Annotated in this window: 11 protein-coding genes; 9 read left to right on the top strand and 2 right to left on the bottom strand. The window is 39.8% G+C overall.

The window, feature by feature from the left end:
• The first annotated feature begins 3 nt into the window (after positions 1-3).
• Complete coding sequence (gene purL / locus ABD682_RS07765; protein ID WP_344740550.1) at positions 4-3,660, top strand: phosphoribosylformylglycinamidine synthase; 3,657 nt, start codon at positions 4-6, stop codon at positions 3,658-3,660.
• Between the two features lie 73 nt (positions 3,661-3,733).
• Here purL and ppdK read toward each other — a convergent pair whose 3' ends face one another.
• Positions 3,734-6,463, bottom strand: coding sequence for a pyruvate, phosphate dikinase (gene ppdK / locus ABD682_RS07760; RefSeq protein WP_344740549.1), 2,730 nt, complete (start codon positions 6,461-6,463; stop codon positions 3,734-3,736).
• A gap of 218 nt (positions 6,464-6,681) precedes the next feature.
• On the opposite strand from ppdK, the gene ABD682_RS07755 reads away from it, so the two are divergent.
• The 8 genes from ABD682_RS07755 to ABD682_RS07720 all read left to right on the top strand — a co-directional run bounded on the left by ABD682_RS07755 (position 6,682) and on the right by ABD682_RS07720 (position 18,584).
• Positions 6,682-8,448, top strand: coding sequence for an AMP-dependent synthetase/ligase (locus tag ABD682_RS07755; RefSeq protein WP_344740548.1), 1,767 nt, complete (start codon positions 6,682-6,684; stop codon positions 8,446-8,448).
• 154 nt (positions 8,449-8,602) lie between these two features.
• Entirely contained in the window at positions 8,603-8,995 is a 393-nt protein-coding gene (locus ABD682_RS07750) for a hypothetical protein (RefSeq protein WP_344740547.1), read from the top strand.
• A 136-nt stretch (positions 8,996-9,131) separates the two neighbouring features.
• Positions 9,132-9,578: a MarR family winged helix-turn-helix transcriptional regulator gene (locus ABD682_RS07745; RefSeq protein WP_344740546.1), complete on the top strand. Its 447-nt coding sequence runs from the start codon at positions 9,132-9,134 to the stop codon at positions 9,576-9,578.
• Positions 9,579-9,586: 8 nt separating this feature from the next.
• The gene (locus ABD682_RS07740; RefSeq protein ID WP_344740545.1) at positions 9,587-11,995 is read left to right on the top strand and encodes a 3-hydroxyacyl-CoA dehydrogenase/enoyl-CoA hydratase family protein; all 2,409 of its coding nucleotides are present in this window, start codon (positions 9,587-9,589) and stop codon (positions 11,993-11,995) included.
• Positions 11,996-12,133: 138 nt separating this feature from the next.
• The gene (locus ABD682_RS07735; RefSeq protein WP_344740544.1) at positions 12,134-13,324 is read left to right on the top strand and encodes an acetyl-CoA C-acyltransferase; all 1,191 of its coding nucleotides are present in this window, start codon (positions 12,134-12,136) and stop codon (positions 13,322-13,324) included.
• 188 nt (positions 13,325-13,512) lie between these two features.
• Positions 13,513-15,324 carry an acyl-CoA dehydrogenase family protein gene (locus tag ABD682_RS07730; protein WP_344740543.1) on the top strand — a complete coding sequence of 604 codons (1,812 nt, stop codon included), beginning with the start codon at positions 13,513-13,515 and terminating at the stop codon, positions 15,322-15,324.
• Positions 15,325-15,556: 232 nt separating this feature from the next.
• Complete coding sequence (locus ABD682_RS07725) at positions 15,557-16,891, top strand: M28 family peptidase (protein WP_344740542.1); 1,335 nt, start codon at positions 15,557-15,559, stop codon at positions 16,889-16,891.
• A 49-nt stretch (positions 16,892-16,940) separates the two neighbouring features.
• On the top strand, positions 16,941-18,584 hold the full coding sequence (locus tag ABD682_RS07720; protein WP_344740541.1) for a M1 family metallopeptidase: 1,644 nt from the start codon (positions 16,941-16,943) through the stop codon (positions 18,582-18,584).
• A gap of 19 nt (positions 18,585-18,603) precedes the next feature.
• On the opposite strand, the gene ABD682_RS07715 is transcribed toward ABD682_RS07720, so the two are convergent.
• Positions 18,604-19,485, bottom strand: coding sequence for a carbohydrate kinase family protein (locus tag ABD682_RS07715; RefSeq protein ID WP_344740540.1), 882 nt, complete (start codon positions 19,483-19,485; stop codon positions 18,604-18,606).
• Between the last annotated feature and the right edge of the window lie 3 nt (positions 19,486-19,488).

Genomic DNA, 19,488 nt, shown 5'->3' with positions numbered 1-19,488 from the left:
CTCATGATTCATTTCTTTGGAAGTGTTACCGGAACCGTTTTTGCGGTGCAAACCACGAAAGATTTAACACCGGAAAGTATCGCGAAATTGACGTGGCTTTTTGGCAACCAACCTAAAATTGAGCAAGCATCTTTGGATGCTTTTTTTGTTGGACCACGTAAGGCCATGATAACGCCCTGGAGCACGAATGCCGTAGAAATTACCCAAAATATGGGGCTTGACGGGATCTTGAGAATTGAGGAATTCACTGCAGTTAGCCCGGATTTTAAGGATTATGATCCGATGATCTCGGAGAAAGTTAGTGGCTTGAATCAGGATTCATTTACCATAAATTTGGAGCCCGAACCCATTCTTGAGATTGCCGATATTGCTGCATATAATGTGCAGGAAGGTTTGTCACTGAGTGATGAAGAGGTTGATTATCTGGAAGGTGTTTCGAAAAAAATTGGTAGACCATTAACGGATTCGGAAGTGTTTGGATTTTCACAGGTGAATAGTGAGCACTGTCGCCATAAGATCTTTAACGGTACATTTGTGATCGATGGTGTTGAAAAACCGACCTCGCTTTTTAAATTAATTAAAGAAACGTCTAAGCAAAACCCGAATGGGATTGTTTCGGCTTATAAAGATAACGTTGCCTTTATTGAAGGGCCTGTGGTGGAACAATTTGCGCCAAAACGTGCTGATGTTCCTGATTTTTACAGAACGCAGGATTTTGATTCGGTGATCTCATTAAAAGCGGAAACGCATAATTTCCCAACGACGGTAGAGCCATTTAATGGTGCCGCGACTGGATCGGGAGGTGAAATTCGTGATCGATTGGCTGGTGGTAAAGGTTCAATTCCTATGGCGGGAACGGCGGTTTACATGACCTCCTATTCGCGTTTGGAAGAAAATCGCTCGTGGGAACAGGCTATGGCCGAGCGCCCCTGGTTGTACCAAACACCAATGGATATTTTGATCAAAGCTTCAAACGGTGCATCGGATTTTGGTAATAAATTCGGTCAGCCCCTGATCTGCGGATCGGTGTTGACCTTTGAACATGAAGAAGACGCACGTAAACTAGGATTCGATAAAGTGATCATGCAGGCCGGTGGTATTGGTTACGGAAAAACAAGCCAGGCTATAAAAGGCGAACCTAAACCGGGTGATAAGATCGTTATCCTGGGTGGAGAGAACTACCGAATAGGTATGGGTGGTGCTGCGGTATCTTCCGCAGACACCGGTGAATTTGCCTCAGGTATTGAGTTGAATGCCGTACAGCGTTCGAATCCGGAAATGCAAAAACGTGCCGCAAACGCCGTTAGAGGCATGGTAGAAAGTGATGAGAATTTTATTGTTTCGATACATGATCACGGTGCCGGTGGACACCTCAACTGTCTGTCAGAGCTGGTAGAAAACACCGGAGGTCATATCGATCTGGATAAATTACCGGTGGGTGATCCAACACTTTCGGATAAAGAAATTATAGGAAACGAGTCGCAAGAACGCATGGGTCTTGTGATCTCAGAAAAACATATTAAGACTTTAAATACCATTGCAGAGCGTGAACGCTCCCCGATGTATACAGTGGGTGAAGTTACGGGTGATCATCGCTTTACTTTTGAATCCAAGACCAAAGGTGATAAGCCTATGGATCTGGCTTTGAGTGATATGTTTGGCAGCTCGCCAAAAACCATCATGACTGATATTTCCTTAAATCGGAAATATGCCGATGTGAGCTTTGATCCGAAGGATTTCATGAGCTATTTACAACAGGTATTACAACTTGAGGCTGTAGCCTGTAAAGACTGGTTAACGAATAAAGTAGATCGCTGCGTTGGTGGAAAAGTAGCCAAACAGCAATGTGCCGGACCGCTGCAATTACCATTGAACAATGTGGGCGTGATGGCTTTGGATTATAAAGGCAAAGAAGGTATTGCCACAACGATCGGGCACTCCCCTGTTTCCGGACTCATCGATCCTGTTGCCGGAAGCCGCAACAGTATTACTGAAGCGTTAACGAACATTGTTTGGGCCCCTTTAAAAGATGGTTTGAAATCGGTTTCTTTATCTGCCAACTGGATGTGGCCTTGTAAAAATGAAGGCGAAGATGCCCGACTTTATGAAGCTGTTGAAGCGGTTTCTGAATTTGCCATTGGCTTAGGTATTAATGTTCCAACCGGGAAGGATTCCCTTTCGATGAAACAGAAATACCCGAATGAAGAAGTGATTGCTCCGGGAACAGTTATTATTTCAGCAGCCGCACATTGTGATGCGATTACAAAAGTGGTTGAACCTGTTTTCAAAAAAGAGGGCGGACCTGTCTATTACATCAATATTTCTCAAGACAATTTTAAACTAGGCGGCAGTTCTTTTGCGCAAGTCTTGAATAAGATCGGTGCTGAAGCGCCTTCTGTTTCCAATGTTGATTTTGTAAAAACAGTGTTCAACACAGTGCAAGGATTGATTCGAAATGGTCAAATCCTGGCCGGACATGATGTGGCTTCAGGTGGTTTAATTACGACGCTTTTGGAACTGTGTTTTGCCGATAATGATTTGGGAGCTAACCTGGATTTAAGTGGATTAAATGAATCCGATAGTTTTAAATTACTATTTGCGGAAAATGCCGGTATTGTTTTTCAATCGAAAGACACTAGCGTGGAAAAAACGATGAAGGATGCCGGGATTACGTATCATAATATTGGTGAGGTAACTTCTTCAGACACATTGCATATCAAAAACGGTAGTGAAGAATTAAATCTTTCCGTTTCAGAATTACGTGATGTTTGGTACAAAACGTCTTTCTTACTGGATAAAAAACAAACAGCTAATAATCTAGCTGAAGTACGATACCGAAATTACAAATCACAACCTTTGAATTACGAATTCCCGAAACAATTCACAGGCCAATTCAAGACATTTGAAGGTAAGCGACCAAAAGCAGCAATTTTAAGGGAAAAAGGTTCAAACTCCGAGCGCGAAATGGCCAATGCCATGTATTTAGCCGGATTTGATGTGAAAGACGTTCACATGACCGATCTGATCTCCGGACGTGAAACGCTTGAAGATATTCAATTCTTAGGCGCTGTTGGAGGTTTTAGCAACTCAGATGTACTTGGGTCTGCAAAAGGTTGGGCAGGTGCCATCAAATACAACGAAAAAGCAAACAAGGCCATAAAACAATTCTTTGATCGCGAGGACACTCTTTCTGTTGGAATTTGTAATGGATGCCAGTTGTTTATGGAACTGGAAGAAATTAATCCGGACCATGAAATTCACGGTAAAATGGTTCACAACGATTCTAAAAAACACGAAAGTGCCTTTACTTCTGTAAAAGTACAGGAGAATAATTCCATCATGCTTTCAACACTTGCCGGAAGTACTTTAGGGGTTTGGATTTCCCATGGCGAGGGGAAGTTCCATTTACCACATGCTGAAGACCAATATCATATTGTTGCAAAATACAGTTATAATGGCTATCCGCATAACCCAAATGGCTCTGATTACAACACGGCCATGCTTTGTGATAAAACCGGAAGACATTTAGTAACCATGCCGCATATTGAGCGCTCTACTTTCCCCTGGAACTGGGCTTATTATCCGGATGGCAGAAACGACGCTGTATCTCCCTGGCTGGAAGCTTTTATTAACGCCAGACTCTGGATAGAAAATCATTAATTTCTCAAAAGTTTTATAAAAAAATCCCTGAAGATCTTTTAGTCTTCAGGGATTTACATTTAAAATAAAATTATTAATACTTGGCTTTTATGGCAGCCTGGGCCGCTACTAATCGTGCTATAGGGACACGGTAAGGAGAACAACTTACATAGTCTAAACCGCTGTTGTAGAAAAACTCTACGGAACTTGGTTCGCCACCATGCTCGCCACAAACCCCAACTTTAAGTTTAGGTTTGGAACTTCTTCCGCGTTCTGTGCCTAATTTTACTAATTGCCCTACGCCTTCCTGATCTAACACTTCGAATGGATCGGCTTTCAGAATGCCTTTTTCAATATATATTGGTAAAAATTTACCGGCATCATCACGAGAATAACCAAAGGTCATTTGGGTCAGGTCGTTGGTTCCGAAGGAAAAGAAATCTGCTTTCTCAGCAATCAGATCCGCCATCAAAGTTGCACGAGGCACTTCAATCATGGTACCCACTGTAAATTCGATATTGTCCTGACGTTCTTCAAACACTTTCTCGGCAGTAGCGCGGATGACTTTTTCCTGAGCTTCAAATTCTGCTACCGTTCCTACTAAAGGCACCATAATTTCCGGTTTACTGATTACACCTTTTGCTTTTAAATTAAGTGCTGCTTCAATAATCGCACGCGTTTGCATTTCGGTGATTTCCGGATAGGTATTTCCTAAACGACAGCCACGATGGCCTAACATGGGATTGAATTCAGACAATTCCGATACCTTATTCTTCACAGCTTCAACGGAAATATGCATATCATCCGCAAGCTCTTTTTGAGCCACTAAAGTATGAGGTACAAACTCATGTAATGGTGGATCCAATAAACGAATCGTTACCGGCAGACCCTCCATGGCTTCAAAAATACCCTCAAAGTCTGAACGCTGCATGGGTAATAATTCATTCAAGGCTTCTTTTCTACCTTTAACAGTATCCGCAAGTATCATTTCACGCATGGCCTTGATACGATCCACTTCAAAGAACATGTGTTCTGTACGTGTCAATCCAATACCCTCAGCACCAAAGCTACGTGCAATTGCAGCATCATTTGGTGTATCGGCATTGGTTCTTACCTGCATGTCGCGGAATTTGTCTGAAAGCTTCATCAGTTTAGCAAACTCGCCACTTAATTCAGGTTCTTTGGTAGCCACTTTGCCTTCAATGATATTACCTGTAGAACCATTTAATGAAATCCAATCACCTTCATGATATTCATGACCATCTACAGAAAGGGTTCGTGCTTTATAATTTATTTTAAGTGCTCCGGCACCTGAAATACAACATTTACCCATACCTCGGGCTACAACGGCTGCGTGAGAGGTCATTCCACCACGAGCAGTCAAGATGCCTTTAGCAACATGCATACCTTCAAGGTCTTCAGGAGAGGTTTCAATACGCACCAGGATACTGTTTTTGAATTTATCGGCTTCATCAGCAAAGAACACAATTTTACCGGTTGCAGCACCCGGTGATGCAGGTAATCCTTGTGCAATTACATGGGCTTGTTTCAAAGCTTTAGGATCGAAAACCGGATGTAATAATTCGTCTAGTTTATTTGGTTCAATTCGCAATAAAGCTTCCTTATCACTAATCAATCCTTCGTGCAACTGATCGATAGCAATTTTAACCATAGCCGCCCCGGTACGTTTACCATTACGAGTTTGCAATATCCATAATTTACCATCTTGAATCGTAAATTCCATATCCTGCATATCGCGATAATGGGTTTCAAGTTTTTTCTGAATACCGTCAAGTTCTTTGTACAGTTCCGGCATAACTTCTTCCAAAGAAGGATAGGTTTGAGCGCGTTCTTCTTCATCAACTTTCGCTAATTCAGCCCAACGTTCCGATCCTAATTTGGTAATTTGTTGTGGCGTTCTTACGCCGGCAACAACATCTTCTCCTTGAGCGTTGATCAAGTACTCACCATTAAATACGTTCTCTCCGGTTCCGGCATCACGGGTAAAGCAAACGCCGGTAGCAGAATTATCGCCCATATTACCATAAACCATGGCTTGTACGTTTACAGCGGTTCCCCAATCAGCGGGATAACCATGCATGGTACGATAATATACCGCGCGATCACCATTCCAGCTATTGAAAACAGCAATTACGGCGCCCCAAAGTTGATCCCAGGGATTGGTTGGAAAATCGTGACCGGTTCGTTTTTTAACGGCATCTTTAAAGTCGTAAACCAGATCTTTTAGATCCTGAATACTGAATTCCGTATCTAAGGTAATACCTCTTTTTTCTTTTAAATGCTCCATGATTTCTTCGAACGGATCAATATCGTCCTTCGATTCCGGTTTCATTCCCAAAACTACTCCTCCATACATTTGAATAAAACGACGGTAGGAATCCCAGGCAAATTTTGGATTTCCTGTTCTTTCAGCAAGACCCAGTACAACCTCATCGTTCAAACCAAGATTTAAAACTGTATCCATCATTCCCGGCATAGAAACGCGCGCTCCGGATCGTACGGAAACCAACAAAGGATTCTCTTTACTTCCAAATTCCGCTCCCATGGTTTTTTCAATGGTTCGAATTGACGCCTCAACGTCTGATTTTATCATGTCTATAACCGCTTCCTTCCCAAGCTCGTTATAGGCAGTACACACTTCCGTAGTAATTGTAAATCCCGGAGGTACAGGAATACCCAGAGCACTCATTTCTGCTAAATTGGCTCCTTTACCGCCCAGCAAATTCTTCATTTGACTATTGCCATCGGCGGTTTTATTCCCAAAATTGTAAACCCGAGCTTTTACGTCTTCTATAATGTCCATAATTTTGATGTTTAAATAATTACATGCATAAAATTAGGGACTTAATACGGCTCAGATTATGACTTAAGTCATATTCCGAAAAATTTAAATAGTTCGAACTTTTTCTTTTATTCTCAAAAAAGAACCCTTTATTTTCATTTTTACCACTTTTTATCAGGCTTATTTGAAAATCTTATTTAATTTCATACTTTGCAACGTACAATTTGTTTGAAAAAGAAATGATGGAAATTAAGCGGATCTTTGACTTTCCCTATTACCAAAAAGAGACTTATAATTTAGAAAAATCCCTAACAACAAAATACGACGGGAAATGGACTTCCATTTCTTCTTCTGAGTATATTGATAGAGCCAATGCTATCAGTCGCGGACTTTTAAAATTAGGTGTTAAGCCGAATGATAAAATTGCAGTCATTTCCTCTACAAACAGAACCGAGTGGAATATTCTGGATATTGGCGTGCTTCAATTGGGAGCACAAAATGTACCCATTTACCCAACGATCTCTTCCGAAGATTACGAATATATTCTGAACCACTCCGAATCCATTTACTGTTTTGTATCAGATGAGGAGGTATTAGAAAAAGTGAATGAAGTAAAATCAAATACCAAACTTAAAAACGTTTATACGTTTGACCATATAAAGGGTGAAGATCATTGGGAAGCGGTTTTAAAATTAGGTGAAGATGTATCATCACAAGCTGAAGTTGAAACTTTAAAAGACGCTGTAAAACCTGAAGATCTCGCTACACTTATTTATACTTCGGGAACAACTGGAAGACCTAAAGGCGTGATGCTTTCTCATAATAATTTGGTATCCAATGTTATTGATAGTGAAAAACGCGTGCCGTTCGAAAAAGGAAGGTCAAAAGCTTTAAGTTTCTTACCGGTTTGCCATGTGTTCGAGCGCATGATTCTTTATTTATACCAATACTGTGGTGTTGAAATTCATTTTGCTGAATCTATTGATAAAATGAGCACTAACATTTTGGAGGTACAACCCACAGTCATGACGGCTGTGCCGCGACTTTATGAAAAAGTTTATGAAAAGATTATTTCCAAGGGTGCAGCTTTAAGCGGTATCAAAAAGGCACTATTTTTCTGGGCGGTGGATCTTGGATTGAAATACGAACCATACGGCCAAAATGGAAGTTGGTATGAACTCCAACTAAAAATAGCACGAAAACTCATTTTTAGTAAATGGAAAGCCGGATTAGGTGGTAAGTTAGACCTCATGGTTTCAGGAAGTGCTGCTTTACAACCGCGATTAACACGCATATTTGCTGCGGCTGAAATGCCAATTATGGAAGGTTACGGACTTACGGAAACTTCCCCGGTTATTTCTGTTAACGACATGCGCAATGGTGGTTTCCGAGTTGGAACAGTTGGTAAAGTGATTGACCATGTTGAAGTAAAAATCGCTGAAGACGGAGAAATATTATGTAAAGGCCCTAATGTGATGATGGGCTATTATAAAGATCCGGAAAAAACGGCGGAAGTCATGACCGGAGACTATTTCCATACCGGTGATATTGGAGAAATCGATAAAGATGGTTTTCTGAAAATTACCGATCGTAAAAAAGAAATGTTTAAAACCTCCGGCGGAAAATATGTTGCTCCAGCACTTATAGAGAACGAGTTCAAACAATCCCGTTTCATTGAACAGATCATGGTTATTGGTGAGGGCGAAAAAATGCCCGCTGCTCTTATTCAACTTAATTATGACTTTGTGAAAGAATGGGCCAAACGTCATAACATAGAATACAAGTCTGATGCAGATATCATTAATAATAAAACTCTATTAGATCGCATTCAAGAGGAAATTGATACCGCCAACGCCAAGTTTGGAAAATGGGAACAGATCAAAAAGTTTGAAATCACTCCGGATGTCTGGTCTATTGAGGCCGGGCACCTTACCCCTACTATGAAAATGCGGCGACGCATTATTAAAGAGAAATATAAAGATCTTATCGAGAAAATATACCGTTAATAGGTCTTCTTAGTAGTTATAATTTATCCTCTTACATTTATATATTCGTATTTTAACGGGTTTATTTTTTTAAATTACTTATTTTTTAGTTAAAATATTAAACGATTCCTATTTTTTTAATACTTTTAATAGCAACAAACTAACAACTAAAAAAATGAAAACAAAAAACTTAGTACTTTCAGGAATTGTAGGTGCCATTGTAAATTTTCTTTTAGGATGGCTTTTTTATGGGATGATCTTTGTCGATACATTTGATCAACCTGATTCCGGTGCAACCCCTATGGTTATGATATTTTTGGGCTGCTTAACAGGCTCCTTGTTCATAGCCTACATTTTCAGTAAATGGGCGCAAATAAGTACCGGTGGAACCGGATTTAAAGCTGGTGCCATTATTGGTTTATTTATGGGATTACAATTCAATTTCTTTAATTTGATGGATCCTTCAAATTCCTATCAAACCGCTGCGCTTGATGTTGTAATTACTATTATCATCATCGCTATAGTAGGAGCAGTTATTGGAACTATGCTTGGAAAATTAGAATCTTAATAAACCTAACTAACAACCTTTTTAAAAGTCACGCTTTTTTGGCGTGGCTTTTTTTATGATTTTATTCTTATTTTATGAAAATTTATTATGCACGCATAATAAATTTTCATATATTTGATGGAACCAAATTTGAAATATGAAAGAACGCACAATAGATTATATGTTGAGAACCACCTGGTTGACGGTTCAGAAAATGTATAATGAAGAAGCTTCTAAATTTGATAGCACAATGGCTACCGGATTTACTTTATTAAGTATTGATCCGGAAAAAGGAACACCTTCCACAGCTTTAGGACCCAAAATGGGTATGGAGGCAACCAGCCTTTCCAGAATTTTAAAAACTATGGAAACACGGGGCTTGATAAAACGCCATCCTAATCCTGAAGATGGTCGCGGGGTGATCATCACGCTAACCGAATTTGGACGGGAAAAAAGAGCTTATTCAAAAGATCGGGTGCTTAAATTCAATGAAACCATAAAGAACAATATTTCGGCTGAAAAACTTAATCATTTTTATGAGGTGGCCGATCTCATAACTTATATGGTAACAAATAAAAAAATATTCACTCCAAACGATAAGTAGTTTATAAAATGAGCAAAAGACGCATTAAAAAAGTAGCCGTTATCGGTTCCGGGATCATGGGAAGTGGCATAGCCTGTCACTTTGCAAATATCGGTGTTGAAGTATTATTACTTGACATTGTTCCCAGAGAACTCAATGACGCTGAAAAAAAAGCAGGTTTAACTTTAGAAAATAAGGTGGTACGAAATCGCTTAGTAAACGATTCACTAAAACACGCTTTAAAATCGAAACCCTCACCAATCTATCACCAAAAATTTGCCGATAGAATTACCACAGGTAATATGGAGGATGATATCAAAAAAGTAGCTGAAGCTGATTGGATTATTGAGGTTGTTGTGGAGCGTTTAGATATCAAAAAACAGGTTTTCGAAAAACTTGATAAATATCGCAGGCCAGGTACCTTGATAACGAGTAATACTTCGGGTATTCCTATCCATTTTATGTCTGAAGGCCGAAGTGAAGATTTCCAAAAGCATTTCTGTGGAACACATTTCTTCAACCCTGCCCGTTATCTGAATTTATTCGAAATTATTCCAGGACCGAAAACGAGCCAGGAAATACTTGATTTCCTCAATGGATACGGGGAACAATTCCTAGGAAAAACAGCGGTAGTAGCAAAAGACACTCCTGCTTTTATCGGAAACAGAATTGGTATTTTCAGTATTATGAGTTTATTCCACGCGGTTAAAGCCATGGATCTCACTATTGAAGAAGTTGATAAATTAACAGGTCCGGTTATTGGCCGACCAAAATCGGCAACCTTCAGAACGGTTGATGTTGTAGGATTAGATACACTGGTTCACGTGGCCAATGGTATAGCTGAAAACTGCAAAGATGATGAGCGTATTGAACTCTTCAAACTTCCTGATTTCATAAATACCATGATGGAAAATAAATGGCTCGGTAGTAAATCCGGCCAGGGTTTTTATAAAAAGGTTGTCGATGATTCAGGTAATAAAGAAATATGGTCACTGGATCTGAACACTATGGAATACCGTAAGAATAAGCGGGCCAAATTTGACACCTTAGAAAAAACCAAAGAAATAGATAAAGTAATTAACCGGTTCAAGATTCTTATCGACGGAAAAGATAAAGCCGGTGATTTCTACAGAAAAACGTTCGGAGCACTATTCGCTTACGTTTCGCATCGCATTCCTGAAATTACGGACGATCTATATAAAATTGACGATGCCATGAAAGCCGGCTTCGGATGGGAGCACGGTCCGTTCCAAATTTGGGATGCCGTTGGTGTTGAAAAAGGTTTGGAGTTAATAAAAGCGGAAGGTCTTGAACCTGCCTCTTGGGTTCAGGATATGTTAGGATCTGGCGTTTCATCATTCTATACGGTAAAAGAAGGCGCTACTTACGCTTATGATATTCCCTCTAAAAAACACGAAAAAGTACCTGGTCAGGATGCTTTCATCATTTTAGATAATATCAGAAAATCAAAAGAGGTATTTAAAAATCCAGGTGTTGTTATTGAAGATCTGGGCGATGGCATCTTAAACTGTGAGTTCCAATCTAAAATGAACACCATAGGTGGCGATGTTTTAGCCGGTTTAAATAAAGCGGTGGATCTCGCTGAAAAAGACTTTGATGGTTTGGTTATAGGAAACCAGGGTGCAAACTTCTCTGTTGGTGCCAATATCGGAATGATATTTATGATGGCTGTAGAGCAGGAATATGAAGAACTTAACGGTGCTATAAAATACTTCCAGGATACCATGATGCGTATGCGCTACTCTGCCATTCCTACGGTTTCTGCACCTCATGGTATGTCATTAGGTGGTGCTTGTGAATTATCCATGCACGCGGACAAAGTGGTCGCTGCCGCGGAAACTTATATGGGACTTGTAGAGTTTGGTGTAGGTGTCATCCCGGGTGGTGGTGGCTCTAAAGAAATGGCACTACGAGCGTCCGATACTTTCCGTAAAGGCGACGTAGAATTAAATACTTTACAAGAGTATTTCTTGACCATTGGTATGGCCAAAGTATCGACCTCTGCTTACGAGGCTTACGATCTTGGTGTACTTCAAAAAGGAAAAGATATTGTTGTTGTAAATAAACACCGCCAAATTGCAACGGCCAAGGCTCATGCCAGATTACTGGCAGATGCCGGTTATACGCAACCTGTAAAACGAAAAGATGTAAAAGTACTCGGTAAACAAGCTCTGGGCATGTTTCTGGTAGGAACCGACGCTATGGAAGCGAGTCACTACATCAGTGAACACGACCAAAAGATAGCCAATAAACTAGCTTATGTAATGGCCGGTGGCGACCTTTCCGAGCCAACCGAAGTTACAGAACAGTACTTGTTGGATTTGGAACGCGAGGCCTTTTTAAGTCTGTGCACAGAGCGAAAAACATTAGAACGCATTCAGCACATGCTTAAAACAGGAAAACCTTTACGAAACTAGAACAGAGATGTTAGACTAAAAATTAAAAAATAGAAATAGTTATTGATTTATGTATTGAAATTCAAAAAAATTAATGAATCATTTCAAAAAAAATTATAGATCTCAATAATCATAACTCAATACTCAATACACATAAAAATGAGACAAGCATATATAGTAAAAGCATATAGAACCGCAGTTGGCAAAGCCTCTAAGGGTGTTTTTCGCTTCAAAAGAGCAGATGAACTCGGTGCCGAAACCATACAGTATATGATGAAGGAATTACCCAATCTTGATGTAAAACGCATTGATGATGTTATTGTGGGTAATGCAATGCCGGAGGGCTCTCAGGGTTTGAACATGGCACGCTTCATTTCCTTAATAGGATTGAACAGCATTGATGTACCCGGAGTTACCGTAAATCGGTTTTGCTCATCGGGTATTGAAACTATCGGAATTGCCACAGCAAAAATCCAGTCAGGAATGGCCGATTGTATCATTGCGGGTGGTGCAGAAAGTATGAGTTCAGTGCCTATGACCGGTTTTAAACCAGAACTTAATTATGATACTGTAAAAGCAGGTCATGAAGATTATTACTGGGGTATGGGAAATACGGCAGAAGCAGTTGCAAAGCAATTCAAAGTATCGCGAGAAGCTCAGGATGAATTTGCTTATAATTCACATATGAAAGCTTTAAAAGCGCAAGCTGAAAATCGTTTTCAAGATCAGATCGTTCCGATTGAAGTTGAACAAATCTATGTTGATGAAAATGGTAAAAAAGCAACCAAAACATATACCGTAACTAAAGACGAAGGCCCAAGAGCCGGAACCAGTTTGGAAGCACTTGCGAAATTAAGACCTGTATTTGCGGCAGGAGGTAGTGTTACTGCCGGTAATTCATCTCAAACCAGTGATGGTGCTGCTTTCGTAATGGTAATGAGTGAAGCCATGGTAAAAGAATTAAATCTTGAACCTATTGCCCGCCTGGTATCTTATGCCGCCGTAGGTGTAGAACCTAGAATCATGGGTATTGGCCCGGTAAAGGCTATTCCAAAAGCCTTAGATCTGGCGGGATTAAAACAAAAGGATTTAGAGCTTATTGAACTTAATGAAGCCTTTGCATCTCAATCTGTGGCTGTAATTCGTGAGTTGGATCTGAATTCGGATATCGTAAACGTTAATGGTGGTGCTATTGCCCTGGGTCATCCTCTTGGTTGCACGGGAGCAAAACTTTCCGTGCAGTTATTTGACGAAATGCGTAAACGCGATATGAAAGGAAAACATGGCGCAGTAACGATGTGTGTTGGCACAGGTCAGGGTGCTTGCGGAATTTTTGAGTTTTTGAATTGAGAGTAGAGAACAGAGAGTAGAGAATAGAGAGTAGAGAATAGAGAATAGAGAATAGAGAAGAGAGAAGAGAGAAGAGAGCGTTCTCATTCGTAAAATAAATTAAATAAAACAAAACGTAATATCAGGAATTCGAAAGTCATTAAAAAGTCTTGCTTCTCGATTCTTGATTCTATAAATCTTAAAAAACAATGGAAACAACAGAGAAAGATATTTTACGCGGGGGACAATTCCTGGTAAAGGAAACCAAATGCGAAGACATTTTCACCCCTGAGGATTTCAATGAGGATCAGCTCATGATGAAAGAAGCGGTTACAGAATTTGTAGATCGCGAGATCTGGCCTAAAAAGCCACAGTTTGAAAAGAAAGATTATGCATTAACGGAAAGCTGCATGCGAAAAGCAGGTGAACTTGGGTTTTTAGGTGTTGCTGTTCCTGAAGCATATGGTGGTATGGGCTTAGGCTTTGTTGACACCATGTTGGTTTGCGACTATATTTCAGGAGCAACCGGATCGTTCAGTACCGCTTTTGGAGCGCATACAGGAATCGGAACGATGCCTATTACACTTTACGGAACTGAAGAACAAAAGAAAAAATACGTACCAAAGTTAGCCACAGGCGAATGGTTTGGTTCTTATTGCTTAACAGAACCCAGCGCAGGTAGTGATGCCAACTCAGGGAAAACAAAAGCCGTTTTATCTGAAGATGGTAAAAGCTATAAAATCACCGGACAAAAAATGTGGATCTCTAATGCCGGATTTTGTAGTCTGATGATCGTTTTTGCCCGTATTGAAGATGATAAAAATATTACCGGATTTATTGTAGAGTACGATCCTGAAAATCCGAACGGAATTACCATGGGTGAAGAAGAACACAAATTAGGTATTAGAGCCTCCTCTACCCGTCAGGTATTTTTTAATGACACCGTTGTTCCCGTTGAAAATATGCTATCAGAGCGTGGAAACGGCTTTAAGATCGCCATGAATGCCTTAAATGTGGGCCGTATTAAATTAGCTGCTGCTTGTTTGGATGCTCAGCGTAGAACAACGTCTGTAGCTGTTAATTATGCTAATGAGCGTATTCAATTTAATACGCCTATTGCAAAATTCGGTGCCATTCGTCAGAAAATAGCTGAGATGGCAACAAATTGCTGGGTTGGCGAAGCCGCTTGTTATCGTGCTGCTAAAAATATTGAAGATCGTATTGAGATCAGGAAAAACAATGATAAAGATTCTGAACAACAAGCGGAGTTGAAAGGTGTGGAAGAATACGCTATTGAATGTTCCATTTTAAAGGTAGCCGTTTCTGAACATACACAACATTGTACAGATGAGGGTATCCAAATCTTTGGTGGCATGGGATTCTCTGAAGACACCCCCATTGAATCGGCCTGGAGAGATGCTCGTATCGCTCGAATTTACGAAGGTACTAATGAGATCAACCGTATGTTAAGTATTGGTATGTTGATCAAGAAAGCCATGAAAGGACACGTAGATCTTTTAACCCCGGCCAAAGCAGTTGCAGATGAACTTACCGGTATCCCTTCTTTTGAAACACCGGATTACTCCGAATTATTTTCAGAAGAAAAAAGTATCATTAAAAATCTGAAAAAACTATTCTTAATGGTTTCAGGCGCAGCCTTAAAAAAATACGGAGAAGAAATTGAAAAACAACAACAGTTAATGCTTGCAGCTTCCGATATATTAATTCAGATCTATTTAGCAGAATCAGCCATTCTACGTGCTGAAAAAATGGCTAAAAAAGATGGTGAAGAAGCAGCAAAAGAGCAAATTGCTATGGCGAAATTGAATTTATTCCACGCTATCGACGTGATCGAAACAGCAGGAAAACATTCCATTATTTCTTTCTCTACCGGTGACGAACAAAAAATGATGTTGATGGGTCTTAAACGTTATATCAAATACGTGAATATGCCTAACATCATCGAACTCCGTAATATCATTGCGAACAAAGTGATTTCGGAAAACAAATATTGTTTCTAAAAACACAAGTAACTAAACTAACTCTTGAAAAACGTCTCGAACATTAGGTTTTGGGGCGTTTTTCTATGTAAAATAAATTCCTATCAGTTATTAACAAGCTCTTAGCGAGGTTTTTGTTATTTTAGTCAAAAATTTGAATTATGAACGCCCATAATGGGCATTTTAAAAAATTGGATAATACCAATCACTACCATAAAAATGGCACTTCAGTGATTGGTGAAATTATTAAAATATGAAAAAGTTAATCTCCCTTGCACTATTATGTTTCTCTGTTGCGATTTACGCGCAAAACGATCAAAAGATATATGATATCATCGATGCCGTATCGGCTGATCGCATTCACCATGACATTCAAACCCTTGTAGATTTTGGAACCCGAAATACTTTTAGCGATACCATTTCGGATACGCGAGGTATTGGGGCAGCCAGACGTTGGGTAAAATCCCAATTCGATTCGATCTCAAAAGCTTGTGATGGCTGTATGGATGTTTTTTATCAAAAGAATTGGGTAACCAAAGAAGGAAATTCTCGCGTTCCTCATGATGCCTGGGTGGTAAATGTTGTTGCCATTCAAAAAGGTACAAAATATCCAAATCGCTATATCATAATGAGTGGTGATATTGATTCCCGCGCCAGCGATACCATGGATTTCACCACGGATGCCCCCGGAGCAAATGACAATGCTTCAGGATTGGCCGGAACTATTGAAGCGGCCCGGGTGCTTTCCAAATATAAATTTGAAAACAGCATTATTTACACCGGTCTGTCTGGTGAAGAGCAAGGTTTGTTTGGTGGTACCGGACTTGCAGCTTTCGCCAAAGAAAAAGGTTGGAATATTATCGGAATTTTGAATAATGATATGATAGGAAATATTTCAGGAGTAGACGGTGTTATTGATAATCGTGCTTTTAGAATTTTCTCTGAGCCCGTTCCTCCAACGGAGACAGAACGTGAAAGAACTATGCGTCGTTATTACGGCGGTGAAGTGGATGGGATCTCCAGACAATTAGCGCGCTATGTTCATAAGAATGTAAAAAAATTCATGCCTGAAATGAATCCTATGATGATCTACAGATTAGATCGTTTTGGACGTGGCGGACATCATAAACCTTTTAATGATCTGGGCTTTGCCGGTATCCGTATCATGGAGGCTCATGAAGATTACACCCATCAACATCAGGATATTCGCGTTGAAAATGGTATAAAATACGGCGATGTTATTGAAGGTGTTGATTTTGGATACGCTAAAAAACTAACTGCCGTAAACGCCATTAACCTCGCCAGTGTTGCCTGGGCACCACCTGCTCCGGAAAATGTTGCTATTGGCGGTATTGTAGAAGCCTCCGTAAAACTTAAATGGGATAAAGTAGAAGGCGCCAAAGGTTATAAAATATATTGGCGTGACACAACGTCTCCAACCTGGGACCATAGTCGCTATGTGGGAGATATTTCAGAATTTAAACTTGACGGCATCGTCATTGATAATTACTTTTTTGGTGTTGCAGCTGTTGGAGAAAACGGCTTTGAAAGTGTTGTAAGCTTTCCGTCCAAAGTATTTAGAGATTAGAAATTAGTCAATAATCATATTTTTCTTAATTTTAGACAAACGCATTATTATGAAAAACCGTTTGCTCACCATCTTTGTCTTTTGTTTCAGCCTACTATCATTATCTGCTCAAACTGTTTCCGCGGAAAAACAAGTATTTACCCATCAAGATACCTTAAGAGGAAGTATTACTCCTGAGCGCGCCTGGTGGGACCTTACGTATTACCATCTGGATATTAAAGTTAAACCTGAAGAAAAGTTCATTTCCGGAAAAAACACCGTGCAATACCGTGTATTACAACCGGATTCGGTTATGCAGATCGATCTTCAATCACCTTTAAAGATCACAAAAGTAATTCAGAATAATCAAGAACTTCGTGTGAGAGACGATGGTAACGCCCATTTTATTTATCTGAAAGGACCGCAAAAAATCGGGACTGTAAATAGTCTTGACGTGTATTATGAGGGAAAGCCAAAAGAGGCTATCAGACCGCCATGGGACGGTGGTGTTTCCTGGGAAAAGGATAAAGAAGGTAATGATTTTATCGCAACCTCGTGCCAGGGTTTGGGCGCCAGTGTTTGGTGGCCATGTAAAGACCACATGTATGATGAAGTTGATAGCATGCTGATTAGTATCAATGTTCCAAAAAACCTGATGGATGTTTCCAACGGACGTTTGCGAAGTATTGAACAATATGGTGATACAAAGACTTACAATTGGTTTGTTAAAAACCCAATCAATAATTATGGGGTTAATATGAACATCGCGAACTATGTGGAGTTCTCTGATAATTACGATGGTATGGCCGGTAATCTGACCATGGATTACTACGTGTTGCCTTATGATCTGGAGAAAGCCAAGGAGCAATTTAAAGATGCTCCAAAAATGATGAAAGCCTTCGAATATTGGTTTGGGCCCTACCCTTTTTATGCCGATGGCTATAAACTGGTTGAAGTTCCTTATCTAGGTATGGAACATCAAAGTTCTGTAACCTACGGGAATAAGTTTATGAAAGGTTATTTAGGCCGCGATCTTTCAGGAACCGGCTGGGGATTAAAATTCGATTTTATCATCATTCATGAATCGGGTCACGAATGGTTTGCTAACAATATCACATACAAGGATATTGCGGATATGTGGATCCATGAAAGTTTTACTAATTATTCTGAAAGTTTGTTTATCGAATATTATTATGGCAAAGAGGCTGCTGCCGAATATATTATTGGAACCAGAAAAGGCATTAAGAATGACAAACCCATTATAGGGCATTACGATGTTAATAATGAAGGTTCCGGAGACATGTATCCGAAAGGAGGAAACATGCTTCATACGATAAGACAGGTGATAGATGATGATGAAAAATGGCGTGATATATTGAGAGGTTTGAATCGCGAATTTTATCATCAAACAGTCACCACGAAACAGATTGAAAACTACATCAGTAAGCAGGCTGGTATGGATCTGAAACCAATTTTTGATCAATATTTACGAGATACCCGAATTCCAATTTTACTTTATATCACCATGGATAATACATTAAAATATCGATGGTCGAATGTAGTGGATGGTTTCAATATGCCCATAAAAGTAAGTGTTAATGGGAAATGGGTTTGGTTACATCCTGAAATTACCTGGAAATCTATGGACCTGGATACACCTAATCCAAGTATAAAAGTGGATAAGAATTTTTATGTGAATTCTGAACGACTTTAGATCCTGATCGTATTTTCAACTAAGGATACATGAAGTTTTGAATGGTTTCAATACTGATCTCAGGGTTAGCGCCCTCACTCTGTGCTACTAAAGCGCCAACAGCGCAAGCCATATCTAAAGCCTTTTGAGGTTCTTCATTTTCAACCAATTTACTTATGAGAGTTCCTAAAAACGAATCGCCGGCGCCAACAGTATCAGCAACTTTAACTTTATAACCACTGTTATAGCATAAGGAGTCGTTTTTTAAAAGTACTGCTCCAAACGGGCCTTTAGTTACACAAAGCTGTTTGGTATTGGTCTTTTCAGCTATGAACTTAAGATTTTGTTCCAAACCATTGAATTTCGAGCCTAAAAAATCACTAACCTCATACAGTTCTTCATCGTTTAATTTAATGAAATCGGCCTTATCCATGAGGCTTAAAAGGGTTTCAATGGTATAATGCGGTGGCCGTAAATTAAGATCAAGTACTTTAAATTTAGCATGATCCAGTAAATTGTATAAGGTTTGTTTGGAAACGGAATCTCTTGTAGCTAAGCTTCCAAAAATAAAAGCATCGGAGGCTTTGACGAGTTTTTTTGAAGCCTCTGAAATTTCAATTTTATCCCAGGCACCTGGATAGGATATCGTGTAAGTCGCGGATCCCTTATTATTGAGCTTTACCTGAACCTTTCCTGTTTTGAAAGCATCCAAAATTTGGATCGCTTCGGTATTCACACCATGCTGTTTCAAATAATTTAAAATGGTAAGCCCGGATTCATCCTCACCAACAGCGCTTATCATGCTTACATCATTCTTAAACTGACTTGCACGAATAGCTACGTTGAGAGGCGCTCCTCCAATTTTCTTTTGATTGGGAAAAACATCCCACAAAACTTCTCCAAAACAAACAATGCTAGACATAGT

Source organism: Gaetbulibacter aestuarii (assembly GCF_039537665.1).
Lineage (GTDB): Bacteria > Bacteroidota > Bacteroidia > Flavobacteriales > Flavobacteriaceae > Gaetbulibacter_A > Gaetbulibacter_A aestuarii.
This window is presented reverse-complemented; position numbering and strand designations above follow the sequence as displayed.

Excerpts from the sequence above, each read along its gene's own strand:
- purL (WP_344740550.1), top strand. The coding sequence starts at position 4 with ATGATTCATTTCTTTGGAAGTGTTACCGGAACCGTTTTTGCGGTGCAA.
- ppdK (WP_344740549.1), bottom strand. The coding sequence starts at position 6,463 with ATGGACATTATAGAAGACGTAAAAGCTCGGGTTTACAATTTTGGGAAT.
- ABD682_RS07755 (WP_344740548.1), top strand. The coding sequence starts at position 6,682 with ATGATGGAAATTAAGCGGATCTTTGACTTTCCCTATTACCAAAAAGAG.
- ABD682_RS07750 (WP_344740547.1), top strand. The coding sequence starts at position 8,603 with ATGAAAACAAAAAACTTAGTACTTTCAGGAATTGTAGGTGCCATTGTA.
- ABD682_RS07745 (WP_344740546.1), top strand. The coding sequence starts at position 9,132 with ATGAAAGAACGCACAATAGATTATATGTTGAGAACCACCTGGTTGACG.
- ABD682_RS07740 (WP_344740545.1), top strand. The coding sequence starts at position 9,587 with ATGAGCAAAAGACGCATTAAAAAAGTAGCCGTTATCGGTTCCGGGATC.
- ABD682_RS07735 (WP_344740544.1), top strand. The coding sequence starts at position 12,134 with ATGAGACAAGCATATATAGTAAAAGCATATAGAACCGCAGTTGGCAAA.
- ABD682_RS07730 (WP_344740543.1), top strand. The coding sequence starts at position 13,513 with ATGGAAACAACAGAGAAAGATATTTTACGCGGGGGACAATTCCTGGTA.
- ABD682_RS07725 (WP_344740542.1), top strand. The coding sequence starts at position 15,557 with ATGAAAAAGTTAATCTCCCTTGCACTATTATGTTTCTCTGTTGCGATT.
- ABD682_RS07720 (WP_344740541.1), top strand. The coding sequence starts at position 16,941 with ATGAAAAACCGTTTGCTCACCATCTTTGTCTTTTGTTTCAGCCTACTA.
- ABD682_RS07715 (WP_344740540.1), bottom strand. The coding sequence starts at position 19,485 with ATGTCTAGCATTGTTTGTTTTGGAGAAGTTTTGTGGGATGTTTTTCCC.